This is a genomic window from Streptomyces meridianus, from assembly GCF_023703325.1.
Classification (GTDB): Bacteria; Actinomycetota; Actinomycetes; order Streptomycetales; family Streptomycetaceae; genus Streptomyces; species Streptomyces meridianus.
This window is the reverse complement of record NZ_JAMQGM010000041.1, coordinates 66,198-84,535: the sequence shown is the minus strand read 5'-3', so window position 1 is coordinate 84,535 and position 18,338 is coordinate 66,198. Positions and strand designations below refer to the sequence as shown.

General features: G+C 72.5%; 14 protein-coding genes. 8 read left to right on the top strand and 6 right to left on the bottom strand.

Annotated elements, in window-relative coordinates; genetic code table 11:
- Positions 1 to 16 precede the first annotated feature (16 nt).
- The 7 genes from M1E25_RS19470 (at position 17) to M1E25_RS19440 (ending at position 7,671) form a co-directional block, all read left to right on the top strand.
- Positions 17 to 985, top strand: coding sequence for a carboxyltransferase domain-containing protein (locus tag M1E25_RS19470; protein ID WP_251417378.1), 969 nt, complete (start codon positions 17 to 19; stop codon positions 983 to 985).
- Complete coding sequence (locus tag M1E25_RS19465; RefSeq protein ID WP_251417376.1) at positions 985 to 2,028, top strand: 5-oxoprolinase/urea amidolyase family protein; 1,044 nt, start codon at positions 985 to 987, stop codon at positions 2,026 to 2,028. Before M1E25_RS19470 ends, M1E25_RS19465 begins: the two co-directional genes overlap by 1 nt.
- The gene (locus M1E25_RS19460) at positions 2,025 to 2,801 is read left to right on the top strand and encodes a LamB/YcsF family protein (RefSeq protein WP_251417374.1); all 777 of its coding nucleotides are present in this window, start codon (positions 2,025 to 2,027) and stop codon (positions 2,799 to 2,801) included. Before M1E25_RS19465 ends, M1E25_RS19460 begins: the two co-directional genes overlap by 4 nt.
- A 31-nt stretch (positions 2,802 to 2,832) precedes the next feature.
- On the top strand, positions 2,833 to 4,179 hold the full coding sequence (locus tag M1E25_RS19455; protein ID WP_251417371.1) for an acetyl-CoA carboxylase biotin carboxylase subunit: 1,347 nt from the start codon (positions 2,833 to 2,835) through the stop codon (positions 4,177 to 4,179).
- 13 nt (positions 4,180 to 4,192) lie between these two features.
- On the top strand, positions 4,193 to 4,408 hold the full coding sequence (locus M1E25_RS19450; RefSeq protein WP_251417369.1) for a biotin/lipoyl-binding carrier protein: 216 nt from the start codon (positions 4,193 to 4,195) through the stop codon (positions 4,406 to 4,408).
- A gap of 107 nt (positions 4,409 to 4,515) precedes the next feature.
- Positions 4,516 to 7,059 carry a SpoIIE family protein phosphatase gene (locus tag M1E25_RS19445; RefSeq protein WP_372501130.1) on the top strand — a complete coding sequence of 848 codons (2,544 nt, stop codon included), beginning with the start codon at positions 4,516 to 4,518 and terminating at the stop codon, positions 7,057 to 7,059.
- 93 nt (positions 7,060 to 7,152) lie between these two features.
- Positions 7,153 to 7,671, top strand: coding sequence for a DM13 domain-containing protein (locus M1E25_RS19440; protein WP_251417365.1), 519 nt, complete (start codon positions 7,153 to 7,155; stop codon positions 7,669 to 7,671).
- Positions 7,672 to 7,747: 76 nt separating this feature from the next.
- Here the strand turns inward: M1E25_RS19440 and M1E25_RS19435 are convergent, their stop codons facing one another.
- The 3 genes from M1E25_RS19435 to fmt all read right to left on the bottom strand — a co-directional run bounded on the left by M1E25_RS19435 (position 7,748) and on the right by fmt (position 12,393).
- Positions 7,748 to 9,175, bottom strand: coding sequence for an RsmB/NOP family class I SAM-dependent RNA methyltransferase (locus tag M1E25_RS19435; protein ID WP_251417363.1), 1,428 nt, complete (start codon positions 9,173 to 9,175; stop codon positions 7,748 to 7,750).
- Between the two features lie 119 nt (positions 9,176 to 9,294).
- Complete coding sequence (locus tag M1E25_RS19430; protein ID WP_251417361.1) at positions 9,295 to 11,229, bottom strand: ABC transporter ATP-binding protein; 1,935 nt, start codon at positions 11,227 to 11,229, stop codon at positions 9,295 to 9,297.
- Between the two features lie 231 nt (positions 11,230 to 11,460).
- Positions 11,461 to 12,393: a methionyl-tRNA formyltransferase gene (gene fmt, locus M1E25_RS19425; RefSeq protein WP_251417359.1), complete on the bottom strand. Its 933-nt coding sequence runs from the start codon at positions 12,391 to 12,393 to the stop codon at positions 11,461 to 11,463.
- 250 nt (positions 12,394 to 12,643) lie between these two features.
- On the opposite strand from fmt, the gene M1E25_RS19420 reads away from it, so the two are divergent.
- Positions 12,644 to 13,165, top strand: a complete 522-nt coding sequence (locus tag M1E25_RS19420) for a hypothetical protein (RefSeq protein WP_251417357.1) — start codon at positions 12,644 to 12,646, stop codon at positions 13,163 to 13,165.
- 12 nt (positions 13,166 to 13,177) lie between these two features.
- On the opposite strand, the gene M1E25_RS19415 is transcribed toward M1E25_RS19420, so the two are convergent.
- The 3 genes from M1E25_RS19415 to coaBC all read right to left on the bottom strand — a co-directional run bounded on the left by M1E25_RS19415 (position 13,178) and on the right by coaBC (position 18,169).
- Entirely contained in the window at positions 13,178 to 15,319 is a 2,142-nt protein-coding gene (locus M1E25_RS19415) for a primosomal protein N' (protein WP_251417355.1), read from the bottom strand.
- Positions 15,320 to 15,493: 174 nt separating this feature from the next.
- The gene (gene metK, locus M1E25_RS19410) at positions 15,494 to 16,708 is read right to left on the bottom strand and encodes a methionine adenosyltransferase (RefSeq protein WP_251417352.1); all 1,215 of its coding nucleotides are present in this window, start codon (positions 16,706 to 16,708) and stop codon (positions 15,494 to 15,496) included.
- Positions 16,709 to 16,957: 249 nt separating this feature from the next.
- A complete protein-coding gene (gene coaBC / locus M1E25_RS19405) occupies positions 16,958 to 18,169 on the bottom strand; it encodes a bifunctional phosphopantothenoylcysteine decarboxylase/phosphopantothenate--cysteine ligase CoaBC (RefSeq protein ID WP_251417350.1) in 1,212 nt (403 codons plus the stop codon).
- Positions 18,170 to 18,338: the final 169 nt, after the last annotated feature.

Sequence of the window (18,338 nt, the reverse complement as noted above, 5' to 3'; positions counted from 1 at the left end):
ACGTCAGGAGACACCCATGACTGCTCCCGCGATCATCTCGACGACACCCGCGGTCGCGGACCGTCCCGCCATCACCTACCGCCCCGCCGGGGACCGTCACATCCTGGTCGAGTACGGCGAGCCCAAGCTCGACCTGCGGCTGAACTTCTTCGTCATCGCCGCGCTGGCCCGGCTGACCGAGTCCCCTCCCCCGGGCTTCGTCGAGGCGGCACCCGGGCTGCGTTCCATCCTCGTCAGCTTCGACCCCACCGTGACCAGGCGCTCCGATCTGATCGACGCGCTGGAGGCGGTGCACGACGCGGAAGGCGACACGTCGTCGCTGGTCATCCCGAGCCGGCGGATCACGCTGCCGATCGCCTTCGAGGACTCGACGAGTTTCGACGCCGTCGAGCGCTACATGACGACCATCCGGCAGGACGCGCCCAACTGCGTGGGTGGCAACAACATCGACTACGTCGTGGATCACACCGGACTGGCCGACCGCGAGGCGCTGTACGAGAACATCATGGCCACCGAATGGTGGAACGCCTTCACCGGTTTCTTCCCCGGCCTGCCGTTCATGTTCCCGCTGGATTCGCGACGCGAGATCACCGTTCCCAAGTACAACCCGACGCGTACCTGGACGGCGGAGGGCGCGGTGGGCATCGGCGGTCCGTGCGTGGCCGTCTACCCGGTGGAATCGCCGGGCGGCTACCAGCTGTTCGGGCGCACGGTGCCGATCTTCGACATCCTCGGCCGGCACCGTGCCTTCCACGACAACCCGCTGCTGCTGCGGCCGGGTGACCGCGTCCGCTTCACCCGGGTCAGTGAAGAGGAACTCCTGGAGTTTCGCCGCCGGGTCTTCGAGGACGACTACGAGTACGCGATCGAGGACTCGCCCTTCGTGGTCGCCGACCACCTCGCCGAGGCCGAGCGGCATGCCGCCGAGGCCGAAGAACTGCGCGCGCAGCGCGCCGCCGCCGTCAGAAACGTGGAGGTGCCGTGATGGCAACGCCGTCCCAGCCGACGAATCCCGCCGACTCCTCCGGGACGACCGAGCGGCCGGTGGCCCTCGAGGTCATCGAGCCGGGCGTACAGACCACCGTGCAGGACTACCCGGGCCGGCGCGGACTCCAGGCGAAGGGCTTCTTCCCGGCAGGACCGGTCGACCACCTTGCCTTCCGGGTGGCCAACCTGCTGGTCGGCAACGAGCAGGGGGCGGCCGGGCTGGAGATCCCCATGGGCCGGTTCAAGGCCCGGTTCGGGTTCGAGGGGACCGTTGCCGCCACGGGTGCGGAGGGGGCCAAACCGACCCTCAACGGCGAACCCATGCCGCTGTGGGAGTCCGTCCGGGTCTCCCCCGGTGACGTCATCGCCTCCGGCATCGCCAAGGGCCCCGGCTTCCGGCTGTACCTGGCCGTCTCCGGCGGCATCGACGTACCCGAGGTCCTCGGTTCCCGGTCGACCTACACGATGGGCGGCATGGGCGGCCTCGACGGGCGCGCACTGGCCCGCGGTGACCGGCTGTTCGTCCTTCCCGAGGGCGTCGGCCGGACCCGTCGGCTGCGGCTGCCGCAGTCGCTGCGCCCCGCCTACACCAACGAGTGGGAGATCGAGGTCATGCGCGGGCCGCACGCCGACCCCGACTTCCTCACCTCGCAGGACTGGAGCGACTTCTGCTCATTGAGCTGGAAGGTCGACCTGAACTCGAACCGGGTCGGCACCCGCCTCAACTCCCACCGCTTCACCTGGGCGCGGGAGAGCGGCGGAGTCGCCGGCGGCCACCCGTCGAACGTGCTGGACGGCAGCTATCCGCTCGGCGGCATCAACACCAACGGCGACGTCCCGGTGATCCTCGGGCCGGACGGACCCACCTCCGGCGGGTTCACCATCATCGCCACCGTCGTCCACCCGGCCCTGTGGAAGATCGGCCAGCTGCGACCGGGCCGCGACACCATCCGTTTCCGCGAAGTGGACTTCGACGAGGCCATGGCGCTGACCGAGCACGTCGGGTATCTCCTCGACCCGGCCCACCTGGAGGAACTGTGAGCACCACCCCACGCATCGACGTCAACTGCGACATGGGCGAGAGCTTCGGCCGCTGGTCGCTGGGCGACGACGCGGCGATGATGCCGTACCTGTCGTCGGTCAACATCGCCACCGGCTACCACGCCGGCGACCCCGTCACCATCCGCCGGACCGTCGAGGGCGCGGTGGAGCACGGGCTGGGCATCGGTGCTCACATCGCCTTCCCCGACCTCATGGGCTTCGGCCGTCGGCGCATGGTCATCCCGCCCCGGGATCTGCAGGACTACTGCCTGTACCAGATCGGCGCGCTCCAGGGCTTCGTCCGCGCGGCCGGCGGGCGTCTGGCGCACGTCAAGCCGCACGGCGCGCTGTACGTGATGGCCTCCGAGGACCCGGAGATGGCACACGCCATTGCCGCGGCCACCGCGGCCGTCGACCCGTCGCTCCCCCTGATGCTGCTGAACCGTCAGTGCGAGGACGCGGTGGTGCGGGCCGGCGTCACCCTGGTTCCGGAAGCTTTCCCCGACCTGGGTTACGACGACCACGGCAAGCTCGTGATCGAGAAGTCCAAGGCCGCCTGGAACCCGGACACCGTGGCCGAACGTGCCGTCAGGATGGCCGTCGAGGGCAAGGTCGCCTCGGTCGGCGGCGTCGACATCGACGTCGACGCCCGGTCGCTGTGCATCCACGGCGATGCCCCGAACAGCGTCGACATCGTCCGCACCGTCCGCGCGGCGCTCGACGCGGCGGGGGTCGACATCGTCCCGCTCGGCTCCCTGATACCGGCTGTCTGAATCGCCCGCTGACACGTTAAGGAAATCCACCGTGTTCGACACAGTGCTCGTCGCCAACCGTGGCGAGATCGCGCGCAGGATCCTGCGCACCGCCCGGCGCCTCGGCATCCGCGGGGTCGCCGTGTACTCCGACGCCGACGCGTCCATGCCCTTCGTCACCGAGGCCGACACCGCCGTCCACCTGGGCGGTTCCGCACACGCGGAGTCGTACCGCAACATCGACAAGGTCATCGCCGCCGCACGGGAGTCGGGGGCGCAGGCCGTGCACCCCGGCTACGGCTTCCTCTCCGAGAACGCCGAGTTCGCCCGTGCCGTCCAGGATGCCGGCCTGATCTGGATCGGCCCGGACCCGGAGGTCATCGACCTCATGGGAGACAAGATCAACGCCCGGAACGTCATGGAGCGTGCCGGGGTGCCGGTGGGCAAGGGGACCGGGGACCCGGTCACCGACGTGGAGGCGGCCGTCAAAGCCGCGGCGGCCATCGGCTACCCGGTGATGATCAAGGCATCGGCGGGCGGCGGCGGCATGGGCATGACCGCCGTGCACGGCGAGGAGGAGCTGCGCAAGCAGTTCGACGCCATCCAAGGCTTCGCCGAGCGGACCTTCGGCGACGCGTCGATCCTGCTGGAACGCTTCTTCCCGCAGGCCCGCCACGTCGAGGTGCAGATCCTCGGCCTGGCCGACGGACGGGTCGTCGCCCTCGGCGAACGGGACTGCTCGGTGCAGCGGCGCAACCAGAAGGTCGCCGAGGAGACGCCCTCGCCCGGCGTCGGCGAGGAGCTCCGGCAGCGCATGCTGGAGGCAGCCGTACGGGCCGGGGAGGCGGTCGGCTACCGCAACGCGGGCACCGTCGAATGCCTCGTCAGCGGGGACGAGTTCGTCTTCCTGGAGATGAACACCCGGCTCCAGGTCGAGCACCCGGTCACCGAGGCGGTGTTCGGCATCGACCTGGTGGAGGAGCAGTTCCGGGTCGCGGCCGGCGAACCCGTGACGTTCGACCCGGACACGCTGACCGCCACGGGGCATGCACTGGAACTGCGGATCAACGCCGAGGACCCGAAGCGCTTCCTGCCCGGCCCCGGCGCGATCACCCAGTGGCGGGAGCCCACGGGCGAGGGCGTCCGGGTCGACTCCGGATACGCCGCGGGCACCAAGGTCACCCCGTTCTACGACTCCCTGATGGCCAAGCTGGTCGTTCACGCACCCACCCGGGAGGAGGCACTGGCCCGCGCCCGGAGTGCGGTGGCGGAGTTCGAGGTGCAGGGTCCCAAGAGCAACCTGGCGTTCTTCACCGAACTGCTCGACCACGAGGAATTCGTATCCGGTCGGTACGACACCGGGCTCGTTGCCCGCATGCGCCGTCCGTCGGCCCCCTGACAGGAGAACCGAAATGGCTGAGAAAGTCGTCGCCGAGCTCGCCGCCAATGTCTGGAAGGTGCTCGTGACCGAAGGAGCCACCGTCGAGGAAGGTGACACGCTCGTGGTGCTGGAGTCGATGAAGATGGAGATCCCGGTGCTCGCCGAGATGTCCGGAACGATCGCCTCCGTCGCCGTGTCCGAGGGCTCGGTCGTCGACGAGGGCGATCCGATCTGCGAGATCACATGACCGGACGGTGTCCGTGCCCGTCATCCCCGGCCGCGGACCCGTTCCCCGCGGGGGCGGCAGGCCGCCCGCTGCCGCCGCGCGGTTGTCCGTGACCCGGGCGGTGGCGCATGCTGGGGAGGAAGCGTGATCAGTGCAGCATGCCCGGACACGCGGTCACCTCAGCGAGACGGGGCGGTATGAACGCCTTCGATGCCCTTCCCCTCAGCGGGCGAGAGGCGGAATCGAACGCCCTGAGCGCAGCCGTGATCATGGCTGACGACCAGGGTGTGGTCACGGGGTGGAGCCCTGCGGCCCAGCGTCTGCTCGGGCACGCCACGGCCGATGTCCTGGGCCGCCCCGCGACCGACCTCCTTCACGCCCTCGGGGGTCCTCCGTTCTGGAAGCTCCCGGCCGGGGAGCACGTCTGGCTGGGCGAGCTGGCGATGCTGCACCTGGACGGTCACTTCCTGCGCATCGAGGCCGTCTGCTACCGGGTGGCGGAGGACGACGCCCGGGATCGCTGGCTGCTGGTCGCGGGCGGTCGCGGGGAGCCCGATCATTCGGGGGCCGTGCACGACCGCGCAATGCTGGACTGGCTCTTCACCCGCTCGTCGGTCGCCCTCAGCGTCTACGACCGGGAGCTCCGCTTCGTCCGGCAGAACGCGGCGATGGAACGGCTGTGCGGCGTGACCGAGGAGGAGCGCCGCGGGACACGGCTGCCCCAGATCCTCACCGGCGACGACGCCGTCGCCTGGGAGCGGCGCATGCGCGAGGTCGTCGAGACCGGTGAGCTCGCGGCCAGCGAGGAGATACGCGGCCGGATGCCGGCCGACCCGGAGGCCGACCACTTCTACTCGGCCGTCGCCTCTCCGCTGCGGGACGCTCAAGGCAGGGTGCTGGGCCTGTGCACGACCGTCAGCGACGTCACCGAGCAGCACCACGCCCGGGAGCGGCTGGCCATGCTCAACGAGGCGGGCACCCGGATCGGCACCACCCTGGACGTGATGCGCACCGCGCAGGAGCTCGCCGACATGGCAGTCCCGGTGCTGGCCGACTGGATCAACGTCGATCTCCTCGAGACGCTGCTCGGAGGCAAGGAGCCCGGCCTGTTCCGCGGCGGGGTCGCCCTGCGCCGGGTCGCCAACCAGTCGGTACTGCACGGTGCCGAGGCGCTTCACCAGCCCGGCGACGTCGACTGCTACCCCGCTCACTCCCCGCCCGTGCGCTGCATGACGACCGGCGAGTCGCTCATCCACGAGGTCGGGGACGAGGCCACCCGCTCGTGGCTCGCCGCCGACGACATCCGCGCCGACAGCTTCGCCGAGCACGGCTTCCGGTACGTGATGTGCGTACCCGTGCGGGCCCGGGGCACCACGCTGGGAGTCACCGTCTTCCTCCGGCGCAGCGAGCAGCCCTACAGCAAGGACGACCGCCTGTTCGCCGAGGAACTGGTCGCCCGGGCCGCCGTCTGCCTCGACAACGCACGGCGCTACACCCGGGAGCGCACCGCAGCCCTCGAGCTCCAGCACAACCTGCTCCCCCAGCGGCTTCCCACCCAGATCGCGGTCGACGCCGCGTCCCGCTACCTGCCCGCCGGAGGGCAGTACGGCCTGGGCGGCGACTGGTTCGACGTCATACCGCTGTCCGGCGCCCGCACGGCTCTGGTCGTCGGTGACGTGGCAGGACACGGCATCAACGCGGCGGCCACCATGGGGCGGTTGCGTACGGCAGTGCGGACCCTGGCCGACGTCGACCTGCCGCCGGACGAACTGCTCACGCATCTGGACGACCTGGTCTCGCGGCTGGCGTCCGAGGAGTACCAGGCGGACAGCGAGGCCGAGGACCTCGGCGCCACCTGCGTGTACGCGGTCTACGACCCGGTCTCGCGGAGGTGCTCGATCGCCCGGGCCGGGCATCCGCCGCCGGTGCTGGTCACACCGGACGGCGAGGCGCGGTTCGTCGACGTGCCCCCGGGGCCACCGCTGGGGCTGGGGACGCTGCCGTTCGAGGCCACGGAGCTGGAACTCGACGAGGACACTCTGATCGCCCTGTTCACCGACGGCTTCTTCGAGCGGCAGGGGGACATGGAAGGGGGGATGGAACGGCTGTGCCGGGCTCTCGCCAAGCCGGCCCCGTCACTGGAGGAGCTGTGCGACAGCATCCTCGCCGACGTCCTGCCGGAGCATCCGAGCGACGATGTCGCCCTGCTCGTCGCCGCCACCCGCGCGCTGGGCGACGAGCAGGTGGCCGTCAGGGACCTGCCGTCCGACCCGGCCGCGGTGTCCGATGCCCGTGCCTGGGCCGGCGACCGGCTCGCCGAGTGGGGCCTGGAGGACGCCTTCGTCACCGAGCTCGTGGTGAGCGAGCTGGTCACCAACGCCATCCGCTACGGGCACGGCCCCATGCAGTTGCGGCTGATCCGGGACCGGACGCTGATCTGCGAGGTGTCCGACGCCAGCAGCACCGCCCCGCACCTGAGGCGGGCACGGCTGTCCGACGAGGGAGGACGCGGATTGCTGCTGGTCGCCCAGCTCACCGAGCGCTGGGGGACCCGGCACACCCGGGACGGCAAGACCATCTGGTGCGAGCAGGTGATTCCCGGTCAGGAGGGTGCCCCCGACCCGCTCGACGTCGCCGGCCTGCTGGCGGATGACCTCGAGGACGTGGGCTGACCTTCCGTCCCCGGAAGCGGCAGGACGGATCGCCGTCTTCCGTGCGCTGTGTGACGGCAGGTCAGGCGGGGCCGATCCGGCATCATGACCGCCATGGCCGGATCTTTCTCGTTTCTGCGACGGCATCTGCGACTGGTGATCGCCACCGGGGTCCTCATGACGGCCGCGGTGGTTTTCGTCCTGCTGTACTTCGAGCCGCAGAAGCTCGTCCTGGACGACCGGGTGGACGAGCCGCCGCCCGCCGCGGCGGGCACGCCGGCGACCGTGCTGTCCCAGGGGCGGGTGATCTCCCGCGGCCACCCCGGTTCGGGGACCACGCGTGTCCTGCGGCTGCAGAACGGCTCCCGCGTCCTGCGTCTGGAGCAGCTGAACGTGGAGAACGGACCGGACCTGCGCGTCCGGCTGACCGAGGCGGGGCCGCGAGCCTCCGACGACAGCTACCGCCACGACTACGTCGATCTCGGAGCGCTGAAGGGCAACCTGGGCAACCAGAACTACGGCGTGCCGGCCGGCGTACGCCTCGACCGCTTCCGCGCCGTCGTGATCTGGTGCCGCCGCTTCACCTACGCCTTCGCCGCCGCTCCGCTGTCCGTCTCCCGGCAGGACGCCTGACGGGGGAGGTCGTACGTCCCCTGCCGCCACGGGCACTCCGGCCCGGCCACCCGGCCCCGGCTCAGCCGGTCCCGGCTCAGCCGGTCCGGCGCAGCAGCGCCAGGTACATGGCGTCGGTGCCGTGCAGGTGTGGCCACAGCTGAACGTCCGGGCCGTCGCCGGTCGCCGGAACACCGGGCATCAGCGGGCGGGCGTCGATCCATTCGGCCTCGGGGGCACCGCTGTCCCGCAGCACGTCGTCGACCACGGCCCGGGTCTCGGCCGGATGCGGGGAGCACGTGGCGTAGGCGACGACACCGCCCGTGCGTACCGCGCGCAGCGCCTCGCGCAGCAGCGCCCGCTGAAGCGGCGCGAAGCGTTCGAGGTCCTCGGGACGACGCCGCCAGCGGGCCTCGGGCCGCCGCCGGAGCGCGCCGAGCCCGGTGCACGGCACGTCGACCAGCACCCGGTCGAAACTGCCCGGTTTCCAGGGCGGCCGGGTTCCGTCGGCGGCGATCACCTGGTGGGGGCCGGGGTTGCCGGACAGCGCACGCTCGACGAGTCGGGCACGGTGCGGCTGCTTCTCGGAGGCCAGCAGTACCGCTCCGCGCTGCGCGGCGAAGGCGGCCAGCAGCGCGGCCTTGCCGCCCGGCCCGGCGCAGCCGTCGAGCCAGCGACTGTCCCGGCCGTCGACCGGGGCGGCTGCGAGGGCTGCGGCGACCAGCTGGCTGCCCTCGTCCTGGACCCCCGCCCGGCCTTCGCGCACCGCATCGAGCGCTCCGGGCTCGCCGCCCTCGGCGAGCCGTACGGCGAGGGGCGACCAGCGCCCGGGCAGTGCGGCGCCCTCGGGCAGGGAGTCGAGCAGCTCTTCGGGCGTGGACCGTCCGGGCCGGGCGACGAGCGTCACTTCGGGCCGCTCGTTGTCGGCCTCCAGCAGTTCCTCGATACCGGCCCGCCCGCCGCCGAGGGCGTCCCACAGCGCGGAGACGATCCAGCGCGGGTGCGAGTGGACCACGGCGAGGTGGTCCTCGGGGTCCTCGTCGTAGGGCGGCGCGACCCTTTCCAGCCAGCCGTCCAGGTCGTCCGCCGCGACCTTGCGCAGCACGGCGTTGACGAACCTGGCCCGCCCGTCCCCGAGCACCACGCGGGCCAGTTCGACGGTCGCGGACACGGCGGCGTGGGTGGGGATGCGGGTGCCGAGAAGCTGGTGCGCCCCGAGGGTCAGGACGTCGAGCACCGGCGGGTCGACCTCGCGCAGCGGCCGGTCGACGCACCGCGCGACGATCTCGTCGTAGGTGCCCTGGCGCCGCAGCGTGCCGTAGACGAGCTCGGTGGCGAGGGCGGCGTCGCGTGCGTCGAACGTGCCGCTCTCGCGCGCCTTGCGCAGCAGCGGCGGCAGGACGAGGTTGGCGTAGGCGTCCCGCTCGTCCACGGCCCGCAGCGCCTCGAAGGCGAGGATCCGTACGGGGTCCTTCTGCGGACGGCGGTACGGCTTGCCGGGACGGCGACGGGGCGATGCGTTCACGAAAGGTGCTCCGGGAATTACGGGGAGGGGGACACGCGGCTGCCGAGGGGACGCGGACCGGTCGCCACGGACCGGGAACCACCAGCCTACGTCGCCCGCCGCCCGCCTCGGTGCGGACCTCAGCCCGGGGCCTTCCCGGAGACGGGGACAGCCGGCGGGGCCGGTGCCCGGTCCGCCGCGGAGGTGTCGTCCTGCTGGGAGAACTGGGTGCGGTGCAGCTCCTCGTACCGTCCGCCGGCCGCGAGCAGTTCGGTGTGCGTACCGCGCTCGACGATCCGCCCGTCCTCGACGACGAGGATCCGGTCGGCGGCGCGGACGGTGGACAGCCGGTGTGCGATGACGACCGCCGTCCGTCCGGCCAGCGCCTCGGTCAGTGCCTCCTGGACGGCTGCCTCCGACGTGGAGTCCAGGTGCGCGGTGGCCTCGTCGAGGATCACCACGCGGGGACGGGCCAGCAGCAGGCGGGCGATGGTCAGCCGCTGTCGTTCGCCGCCGGAGAGCCGGTAGCCGCGTTCTCCGACCACGGTGTCGAGCCCGTCGGGGAGAGCCGCGACGAGGTCGTCGATCCGTGCCCGGCGCAGCGCGTCCCACAGCTCCTGATCACCGGCGGCGGGCGCGGCGATCAGGAGGTTGGCACGGACCGAGTCGTGGAAGAGGTGCCCGTCCTGGGTGACCAGTCCGAGACAGGCGCGCAGGGAGTCGGCCGTCAGATCGCGGACGTCGATGCCGGAGAGCCGTACGGCGCCCTCGTCCACGTCGTACAGCCGCGGCAGGAGCTGGGCGATCGTCGACTTGCCGGCACCGGACGAGCCGACGAGGGCGGTCATGCGACCGGCCTCGGCACGGAAGGACACGTCGTGCAGGACCCGTACGCCGCCACGAGTGTCGAGGGAGGCGACCTCCTCGAGGGATGCCAGGGAGACCTTGTCGGCGGACGGGTAGGCGAAGTGCACACCGTCGAACTCGACGGTCACCGGTCCCTCGGGGACGCTCCGCGCGTTCGGCCGCTCGGTGATCAGCGGTTTCAGCGACAGCACTTCGAAGACGCGCTCGAAGCTGACCAGAGCGCTCATCACCTCGACCCGTGCCCCGGCCAGCGAGGTGAGCGGCGAATAGAGACGGGTGAGCAGCAGTGCGAGGGCCACGACGGCGCCGGGGTCCAGGGAGCCGCGCAGCGCGTAATAGCCGCCCAGCCCGTAGACGAGTGCGAGCGCCAGGGCCGACACGAGGGTCAGCGCGGTGACGAAGGAGATCTGAACCATGGCGGAGCGGACGCCGATGTCGCGCACCCGGGCGGCACGCGTCCGGAATTCGGCGGACTCGTCGGCGGGCCGCCCGAAGAGCTTGACCAGGGTGGCACCGGGAGCGGAGAACCGCTCGGTCATCCGGGTGCTCATCGCCGCGTTGAGGTCCGCGCCCTCGCGTCTCAGTGCGGCCAGCCGGCGGCCGACCCGGCGTGCGGGCAGCAGGAACAACGGGAGCAGGAGCAGCGCCAGCAGCGTGATCCGCCAGGAGATGCCGAGCATCACGCCCAGAGTGAGCAGCAGGGTCACCAGATTGGATACGACGCCGGAGAGGGTGTCGCTGAACGCCCGCTGTGCCCCGATGACGTCGTTGTTGAGACGGCTGACGAGCGCGCCGGTTCGGGTGCGGGTGAAGAAGGCAACGGGCATCCGCTGGACGTGGTCGAAGACGGCCGTCCGCAGGTCGAGGATCAGACCCTCACCGATGGTGGCCGACAGCTTGCGGGTCACCAGTCCGATCCCGGCCTCCGCCAGCGCGATCACGGCGATGAGGGCGGCGAGGCCGGTCACCACGTCCTCGTCGGCCCGGTCGACGATCGCGTCGACGACCCGGCCGGCGAGCAGCGGGGTGGCCACGGCCAGCATGGCCGTCACCGTGCTGAGCAGCAGGAACCACAGAAGCCGGCGGCGATGGGGGCGCGCGAAGACGCCGATCCGGCGGAGGGTGGCGCGGGAGAACGGCCGCGCGTCGCCGTCCTGGGCATACGCCGCTCGGTGCAGCGCCGTCCAGGCCGCGACTTCCATGTCCATGGGGGGACCTCCGGGCTCAGGTAGCACCCGGCGGGCCCGGGCGTGAAAGGAACCTAAGACCTCAACCGAACGTGAGGTCAAGGCGGTTCCGGCGCCGGGGGCGTTGAAGCACGGCATTCACGGCCCGGAAGGGCGCCGGCGGTTCGGGTCGCAGTTGCCGGGCAGGCCGGCGGCTCCGCACATCCCTCCCGGAGGGAGTGCCCGTGCCGGTTCACACGGCACCGGGCGCGGTCATCCTCCCAGCCGCTCCCCCGCGCCGATCCGTACTCCCCTGGCCCAATCGGCCGCGCGCATCGGCTTCTTGCCCTGCGGCTGCACCCAGAGGAGTTCGACGGCGTGCGAACCCGTGCCGACGTGAACGGCGTTCTTGCTCACGGCCGGTTCACCGGGGGCCAGGCCCTCCCGCTCGGGACGCGGCGCGACGGCCACCAGCTTGAGCCGCTCGCCGCGGAAGCCCGTCCATGCGCCGGGGGCCGGGGCGCAGCCGCGCACGAGCCGGTCGATGCGCAACGCAGGGGCCGTCCAGTCGACCCGGGCGTCCTCGACGTTGATCTTGGGGGCGAGGGTGACGCCGTCGGCGGGCTGCGGCACGGCCTGGAGGGAGCCGTCCTCGACGCCGTCCATGGTCGCGGCGAGCAGTCCCGCCCCGGCGAAGGCCAGCCGGGTCAGGAGGTCACCGCTGGTGTCGGTCGGGCGGATCTCCTCGGTGATCACGCCGTACACCGGGCCGGAGTCGAGACCCTCCTCGATGAGGAAGGTCGAGGCGCCGGTGACCTCGTCCCCGGCGAGCAGGGCGTGCTGCACGGGCGCTGCGCCGCGCCAGGCCGGGAGCAGCGAGAAGTGCAGGTTGACCCAGCCGTGGCGGGGGATTTCGAGTGCGGCCTTCGGCAGCAGGGCTCCGTAGGCGACGACGGGACAGCAGTCGGGTCCGATCTCCCGCAGCCGGGCCTGGAAGTCCGCGTCCCGGGGGGAGGCGGGCTTGAGCACCTCGATCCCGGCCTCCTCGGCGCGCTCGGCGACCGGGCTCGCCACCAGCCGGCGTCCGCGGCCGGCCGGGGCGTCCGGCCTGGTCACGACGGCGGCGACCTCGTGGCGCTCGGAGGCGAGCAGGGCGTCCAGGGCGGGAACGGCGACCTCGGGGGTGCCGGCGAAGACCAGCTTCATCGGTGGCGGACTGCCTCTCGGAAGGGGGACGAAGGACGCCGTCGTACGTGCGCGGCTGAGCTCTCCAGTCTAGATCTCCGGATCGACGGGGGCGCACGGTGTCCGGGCGCACCCTGACCGGCGACAGCATGCGCGGCGTGCACCGTGACCCCGGAGGCGGTTCGGACGTTGGTCAAGACAGATTGACCGAAGTGCCGGACTGCCGGGTGCGGTCCGTGCCGACACCATCGCCGGCTCGAGAGGCTTGTCCATGGCCGACCACGCAACCCCCGACGCCCAGGCCCGGGCCAGCCTGCATCTGCTGGTCCGGGACATCGAGCGGGTCCGCCGCCAGGTGGACGCCCTGCGCACGCTGACCGCGCAGCTCGGCAACGTCTACCGGCCGCGGCGCAGCGGGCCCTCGGCGGGATTCGTCGTCTACGGGCGGGCCCCGGCTCCCACCGTGCGCCTGGCCCAGGAACTCCGGGACAGTGTCGAGGCACTGGTCACCGCCGCCGTGGACTTCGACCGCTCGCTCGGCTTCTCGTGGGACGCGGTGGGCTCCGCACTGGGCGTCACCAAGCAGGCGGTGCACCGCCGTTACGGCACCCGGCGCGCAACGGCGAGGGCGGAGCGCGGCGGTGCCTCACCAGCCGCACGGACCGCCGAGACGACGACGGACCTTCAGGTTCCCGCAGTGCCGGCGGCCCGCACGGAGCCCGGCCGGGCCACGGGGGCCACGGATCGGGAGGATTCCCGGACCGGTGCCTTCCCCGGCCCCCGGCTCGGCTGACGCACCCCCTGTTCAGCCGACTTCGGGGGGATCGACGCGGAGTCGGACCGGCGCGCTGTCGCGCCGGGCCGTCCGCGCCGCCTGTGCCGTCCTGAGCGCGGCCGCCAGAGCCGCTCCCCTGCCCGGTGGGATGCGCAGCAGGGCGCGCTCCCACGTTTCCCCGGACTCCTCCTGGCTGCCGCGGGCCCCGGCCGGGCGAGGTGCGGGCGCCGGTACCGGTCCGAGCACCTCCGCCTCACGGGGGAGTCGTACTGTCGCGAGGAAGTCGGCCACGGCTTCCGGCGGTCCGGACACGGACGCCATCCGGGAGACCGGCGGAAAGCCGAGCTGCGACCGCTCGGCGAGTTCGCGCACCGCGTGCCCCACCGGATCCCACCGGACGAGCGCCTGTACCGGGCGCAGCGTCGGCTCCGCGACGACCACCACGGTTCCTCCGGCGCTCTGTGCCCGGACCAGGGACGCCGCGCCCAGCCAGCGGCGCAATGCCTCCTCGTCGGCTCTCAGGTCGGGGCGGCCGAGCATCGCCCAGCCGTCCAGCAGCAGGGCAGCCGCGTAGCCGCCTTCGGCGACCGGTTCCGCACCCGGTGTGCTGACGATCAGGGCCGGGGTGCCGGGGACGGCGTCCAGTACCTGATCCCGTCCCGAAGTGCGCACGGGTACCTCGGGGAAGGCGCGCCCCAGTTCCTCGGCGGTACGGCGGGCGCCGACGACCTGGGCGCGCAGCCGGAACCCGCCGCACTCCGCGCAGTGCCACGACTCCTCGGAACGTCCGCACCAGCCGCAGACCAGTCGTTGCCCCTCCCTGCCCTCGAGCGGCCCGGCGCACTCGCGGCAACGGGCCGGGTTGCGGCAGCGTTCGCAGGCCAGCCGCGGAACGTACCCGCGGCGCGGTACCTGGATGAGCACCGGCCCGTTCTGCAGGCCGTCCCGGACCGTCCGCCAGGCCAGTGTGGGCAGCCGGGCGGCGCGGGCGGCCTCGTCCCGTTCCAGGTCGGTGTCGCCGATGGTGCGGACGATCGGTGCGGCGGCGCGGAAGCGGTCGCGCGAGGGGGTGAGCGGGAGCGCCCAGCCCGTCCCCACCAGCTGGGCCGCCTCCACGGTGCAGCTGACGCCGCCGAGCAGGAAGGCCGTCCGCTCGTGAGCGGCGCGCAGCTCGAGGACTTCGCGTACGTGCGGGAAGGGCGCGTTGTCATCGCTGAGGCTGGCGTCCCCGTCGTCCCAGACGGCGACGAGACCGAGGTCCCGGACGGGGGCGAACATCGCGGCCCGGGTTCCGACGACGGCTCGCACCGAGCCGCGGCTGACGGCCAGCCACTGCCGGTAGCGCTTCTCCGGTCCGGACTCGGCAGTCAGCACGGCGTGGCGGCCGTCGCCGAGGTGGGCCCGCAGGGCGGCGTCGACCCGGGCGACGCGCCGTCCGTCCGGCACGACGAGCAGGGCTCCGCGCCCCGATGCCAGGGTGGACGCGGCGGCACGCGCCAGTTCGTCGGGCCAGTGCGGGCCGGGAAGCGCGGTCCACACCGCGCGCGGAGTGTCGCCGTCCGCGAGTGCGGCGACGAACTCGGCCCCGCGCTCGTACCGCTCCCAGCTTCCCGGGCCGGGCGCCGTCGGCGGGGGCAGCGGTTCGGGGGAGGGCGCCGCCTCGGCCCGTGCATTCCGCGGCGGGACGGCGAGCTGCAGCACGTCGGCGAGGCTGCCGGCGTACCGGTCGGCGACGGCGCGGGCGAGAGCGAGCATGCCGGGGCTCAGCACCGGCTCGGGTGACACGACGTGGGCGAGTGCCGCGAGCGGTCCTTCGAAGTCGGACTCGGCCCGGCGCTCGATCAGGAAGCCGTCGACGAGCCCGCCGCCCTCCCGGCGGCCCTGGCGCACGTGACGTGCGCCGGCACCGAAGCGGACCCGGACGCGGACGCCGGGCCGGGCCGTGGCGTCGAGTTCCTCGGGCACGGCGTAGTCCCACAACCGGTCGAGGTGCAGCGCGCCCCTGTCGACCACGACCCGCGCGACCGGAAGCTCCTCGGCGAGGGCCGCTCCACGCCACGTCCTCGGCTTGGCCTTCGGCGCCTTGGTCCTGCGGACCGTCTCGCGGATGAGCGCAAGCTGCTCGGGCCCGTCCTCGGCTGGCTCCTGCGGCTCCTGGTCGTCCCTGCTCACAGCCGAATCCTGCCAGAGGGCACCGACAGCACGGCGAGGCGGCCAGGTTCCGGGACCGGCCGGGCTGCACGGAGCGTCCGGGGCCGCCCCACTGCGGCGACGACGTGCGGGGCCCCGGCCCGTCGGGCGACGGTCCGGGGCCCTCGTGACGCATCAGCAATGCCAGGGGGCGTGCTATCGCCCCGCTGCCGCGCGCAGTTCGTCGACGCGGTCGGTGCGCTCCCAGGTGAAATCGGGCAGCTCGCGGCCGAAGTGGCCATAGGCGGCGGTCTGCGCGTAGATCGGCCGCAGCAGCTCCAGATCACGGATGATCGCTGCGGGGCGCAGGTCGAAGACCTCCCCGATCGCCTGCTCGATCTTCTCGGCGTCCACGGTCGCGGTTCCGAAGGTCTCCACGAACAGGCCCACCGGCTCGGCCTTTCCGATCGCGTACGCCACCTGCACCTCGCACCGCGTCGCCAGGCCGGCGGCCACCACGTTCTTGGCCACCCAGCGCATCGCGTACGCCGCGGAGCGGTCGACCTTGGACGGGTCCTTGCCGGAGAAGGCGCCGCCACCGTGCCGGGCCATACCACCGTAGGTGTCGATGATGATCTTGCGGCCGGTCAGACCCGCGTCACCCATCGGCCCGCCGATCTCGAACCGCCCGGTCGGGTTCACCAGCAGCCGGTAGCTGTCGGTGTCCAGCGCGATCCCGTCCTCGAGCAGCTGCTTGAGGACGTGCTCGACGACGTACTCGCGGATGTCCGGGGCGAGGAGCGAGTCCAGATCGATGTCGGAGGCGTGCTGCGAGGAGACCACAACCGTGTCGAGTCGCACGGCCTGGTCGCCGTCGTACTCGATGGTGACCTGGGTCTTGCCGTCCGGACGCAGGTAGGGAATGGTCCCGTTCTTGCGCACCTCGGACAGCCGACGCGACAGCCGGTGCGCCAGGTGGATCGGCAGCGGCATCAGCTCGGGCGTCTCGTCGCACGCGTAGCCGAACATCAGACCCTGGTCACCGGCGCCCTGCCGGTCCAGCTCGTCGCCCTCGTCACCGGCGCCGGTCCGCTTCTCGTAGGCGGTGTCCACGCCCTGCGCGATGTCGGGAGACTGCGAGCCGATGGACACCGAGACGCCGCAGGACGCGCCGTCGAAGCCCTTCTTCGACGAGTCGTATCCGATCTCGAGAATCTTGTTCCGCACCAGGGTCGCGATGTCCGCGTACGCCTTGGTCGTCACCTCGCCGGCCACGTGCACCAGGCCGGTGGTGATCAGCGTCTCCACGGCGACCCGGGAAGCCGGGTCCGCCGCCAGGAGAGCGTCGAGGATCGTGTCGCTGATCTGGTCAGCGATCTTGTCGGGGTGGCCCTCGGTCACGGATTCCGAGGTGAACAGGCGGCGGGACACATCGCTCCCTGGGGTTGCAGCGGCTGCTGGCTCATCATTTGCGGAACGGCCGGGAGCTGCGCCCGGCCCGAATCCGCGACCAGTTTATCCGGCCGGTCCGTTCTGCGGGCACGGTGTCTCGACACGCAGGAGATGTGTGACGCGCGGCACGGTCCCCGGGCCCGGGCGCACAGCCTGTCGCGCACCCGTTTTCCGGGCTCCGGCGGGCCCTCCGTCCGGTCCCGCCGCAGCCCGGCGCGACTCGGCCGATCAGGCGAGCCGGCCGACGACCAGGTCCCAGACCGTGTCGGCCAGGTCCTCCTTCGGGCCGAACGGCACGGCCGTCTCGGTGCCGTCGGTCCCCAGCACCACGGCCTCGTTCCCCTCGGTCCCGAACGCCTTCCGGTCGCCGACCTCGTTGACCACCAGGAGGTCGCAGCCCTTGCGGGCCAGCTTGGAACGGCCGTTGACCAGCACGTCGTCCGTTTCGGCGGCGAAGCCCACCACCACCTGGCCGGGGGCCGGCCGGTCCGCGGAGATCTCGGCCAGGACGTCCGGGTTGCGGACCAGACCGACCGGCGCCGGTTCCTGGTCGTCCTTCTTCTTGATCTTGCCTTCGGTGTAGCGGGCGGGCCGGAAGTCGGCGACTGCCGCGGCCATGACCACGACGTCCGCATCCGCGGCGGCCTTGAGGACCGCCTCCCGCAGCTGCACGGCCGTCCCCACGTGCACCACGTCGGCACCGGCGGGATCCGCGAGCGCGTCCGTGTGCGCGGCGACGAGAGTGACGCGGGCGCCGCGGGCGACCGCGGTGCGGGCGAGCGCGTAGCCCTGTTTGCCCGAGGAGCGGTTGCCCAGGTAGCGGACGGGATCGAGAGGTTCACGGGTGCCTCCGGCGCTGATCACCACGTGACGCCCGGCGAGGTCCTGGTTGAGGGCCTGCGGTCCGCGGGCGAGCACGCGGCGGCAGGTCTCGAAGATCTGGACGGGGTCGGGGAGCCGGCCCTTGCCGGTGTCCGCACCGGTGAGGCGGCCCACTGCGGGCTCGATGACGACGGCGCCGCGCCGGCGCAGCGTGGCGACGTTGTCCTGGGTCGCCGGGTGCTCCCACATCTCGGTGTGCATGGCGGGGGCGAAGACCACCGGGCACCGGGCGGTCAGGAGGGTGTTCGTCAGCAGGTCGTCGGCGAGCCCGTGGGCGGCCCTGGCGAGCAGATCGACCGTGGCCGGAGCGACCACCACGAGGTCGGCGTCCTGGCCGATGCGCACGTGCGGCACCTCGTGGACCCGCTCCCAGACCTCGGTCGAGACGGGGTTGCCGGAGAGCGCCGACCAGGTGGCCTCGCCGACGAAGTTCAGCGCCGAGCCGGTGGGGACGACCGTCACGTCGTGCCCGGTCTCGGTCAGCCGGCGCAGCAGTTCGCACGCCTTGTAGGCGGCGATACCGCCGCTGACCCCCAGCACGACCTTCGGCTTGTCCATCCCTCGCCTTTCCCAGCGCTCTTCTGCGTACGTCCCCATCCTGCCCGAGCCGCCGGCCGGCTGTTCCCGGGTGGGGGCCGGTCGGCAGCGACTCGACGCAGGCCGGGTCCCCGGAGACGCCCCGGGCCCGGCAGCGGCGCTGCCGGGCCCGGGTCATGCATGAGGTGGT

What these genes read in the sequence shown, in the direction of transcription:
- M1E25_RS19440 (WP_251417365.1), top strand. Translation starts at nt 7,153, where the DNA reads ATGGCCGGATCTTTCTCGTTTCTGCGACGGCATCTGCGACTGGTGATC.
- M1E25_RS19450 (WP_251417369.1), top strand. Translation starts at nt 4,193, where the DNA reads ATGGCTGAGAAAGTCGTCGCCGAGCTCGCCGCCAATGTCTGGAAGGTG.
- M1E25_RS19420 (WP_251417357.1), top strand. Translation starts at nt 12,644, where the DNA reads ATGGCCGACCACGCAACCCCCGACGCCCAGGCCCGGGCCAGCCTGCAT.
- fmt (WP_251417359.1), bottom strand. Translation starts at nt 12,393, where the DNA reads ATGAAGCTGGTCTTCGCCGGCACCCCCGAGGTCGCCGTTCCCGCCCTG.
- M1E25_RS19465 (WP_251417376.1), top strand. Translation starts at nt 985, where the DNA reads ATGGCAACGCCGTCCCAGCCGACGAATCCCGCCGACTCCTCCGGGACG.
- M1E25_RS19445 (WP_372501130.1), top strand. Translation starts at nt 4,516, where the DNA reads ATGCTGGGGAGGAAGCGTGATCAGTGCAGCATGCCCGGACACGCGGTC.
- M1E25_RS19430 (WP_251417361.1), bottom strand. Translation starts at nt 11,229, where the DNA reads ATGGACATGGAAGTCGCGGCCTGGACGGCGCTGCACCGAGCGGCGTAT.
- M1E25_RS19470 (WP_251417378.1), top strand. Translation starts at nt 17, where the DNA reads ATGACTGCTCCCGCGATCATCTCGACGACACCCGCGGTCGCGGACCGT.
- coaBC (WP_251417350.1), bottom strand. Translation starts at nt 18,169, where the DNA reads ATGGACAAGCCGAAGGTCGTGCTGGGGGTCAGCGGCGGTATCGCCGCC.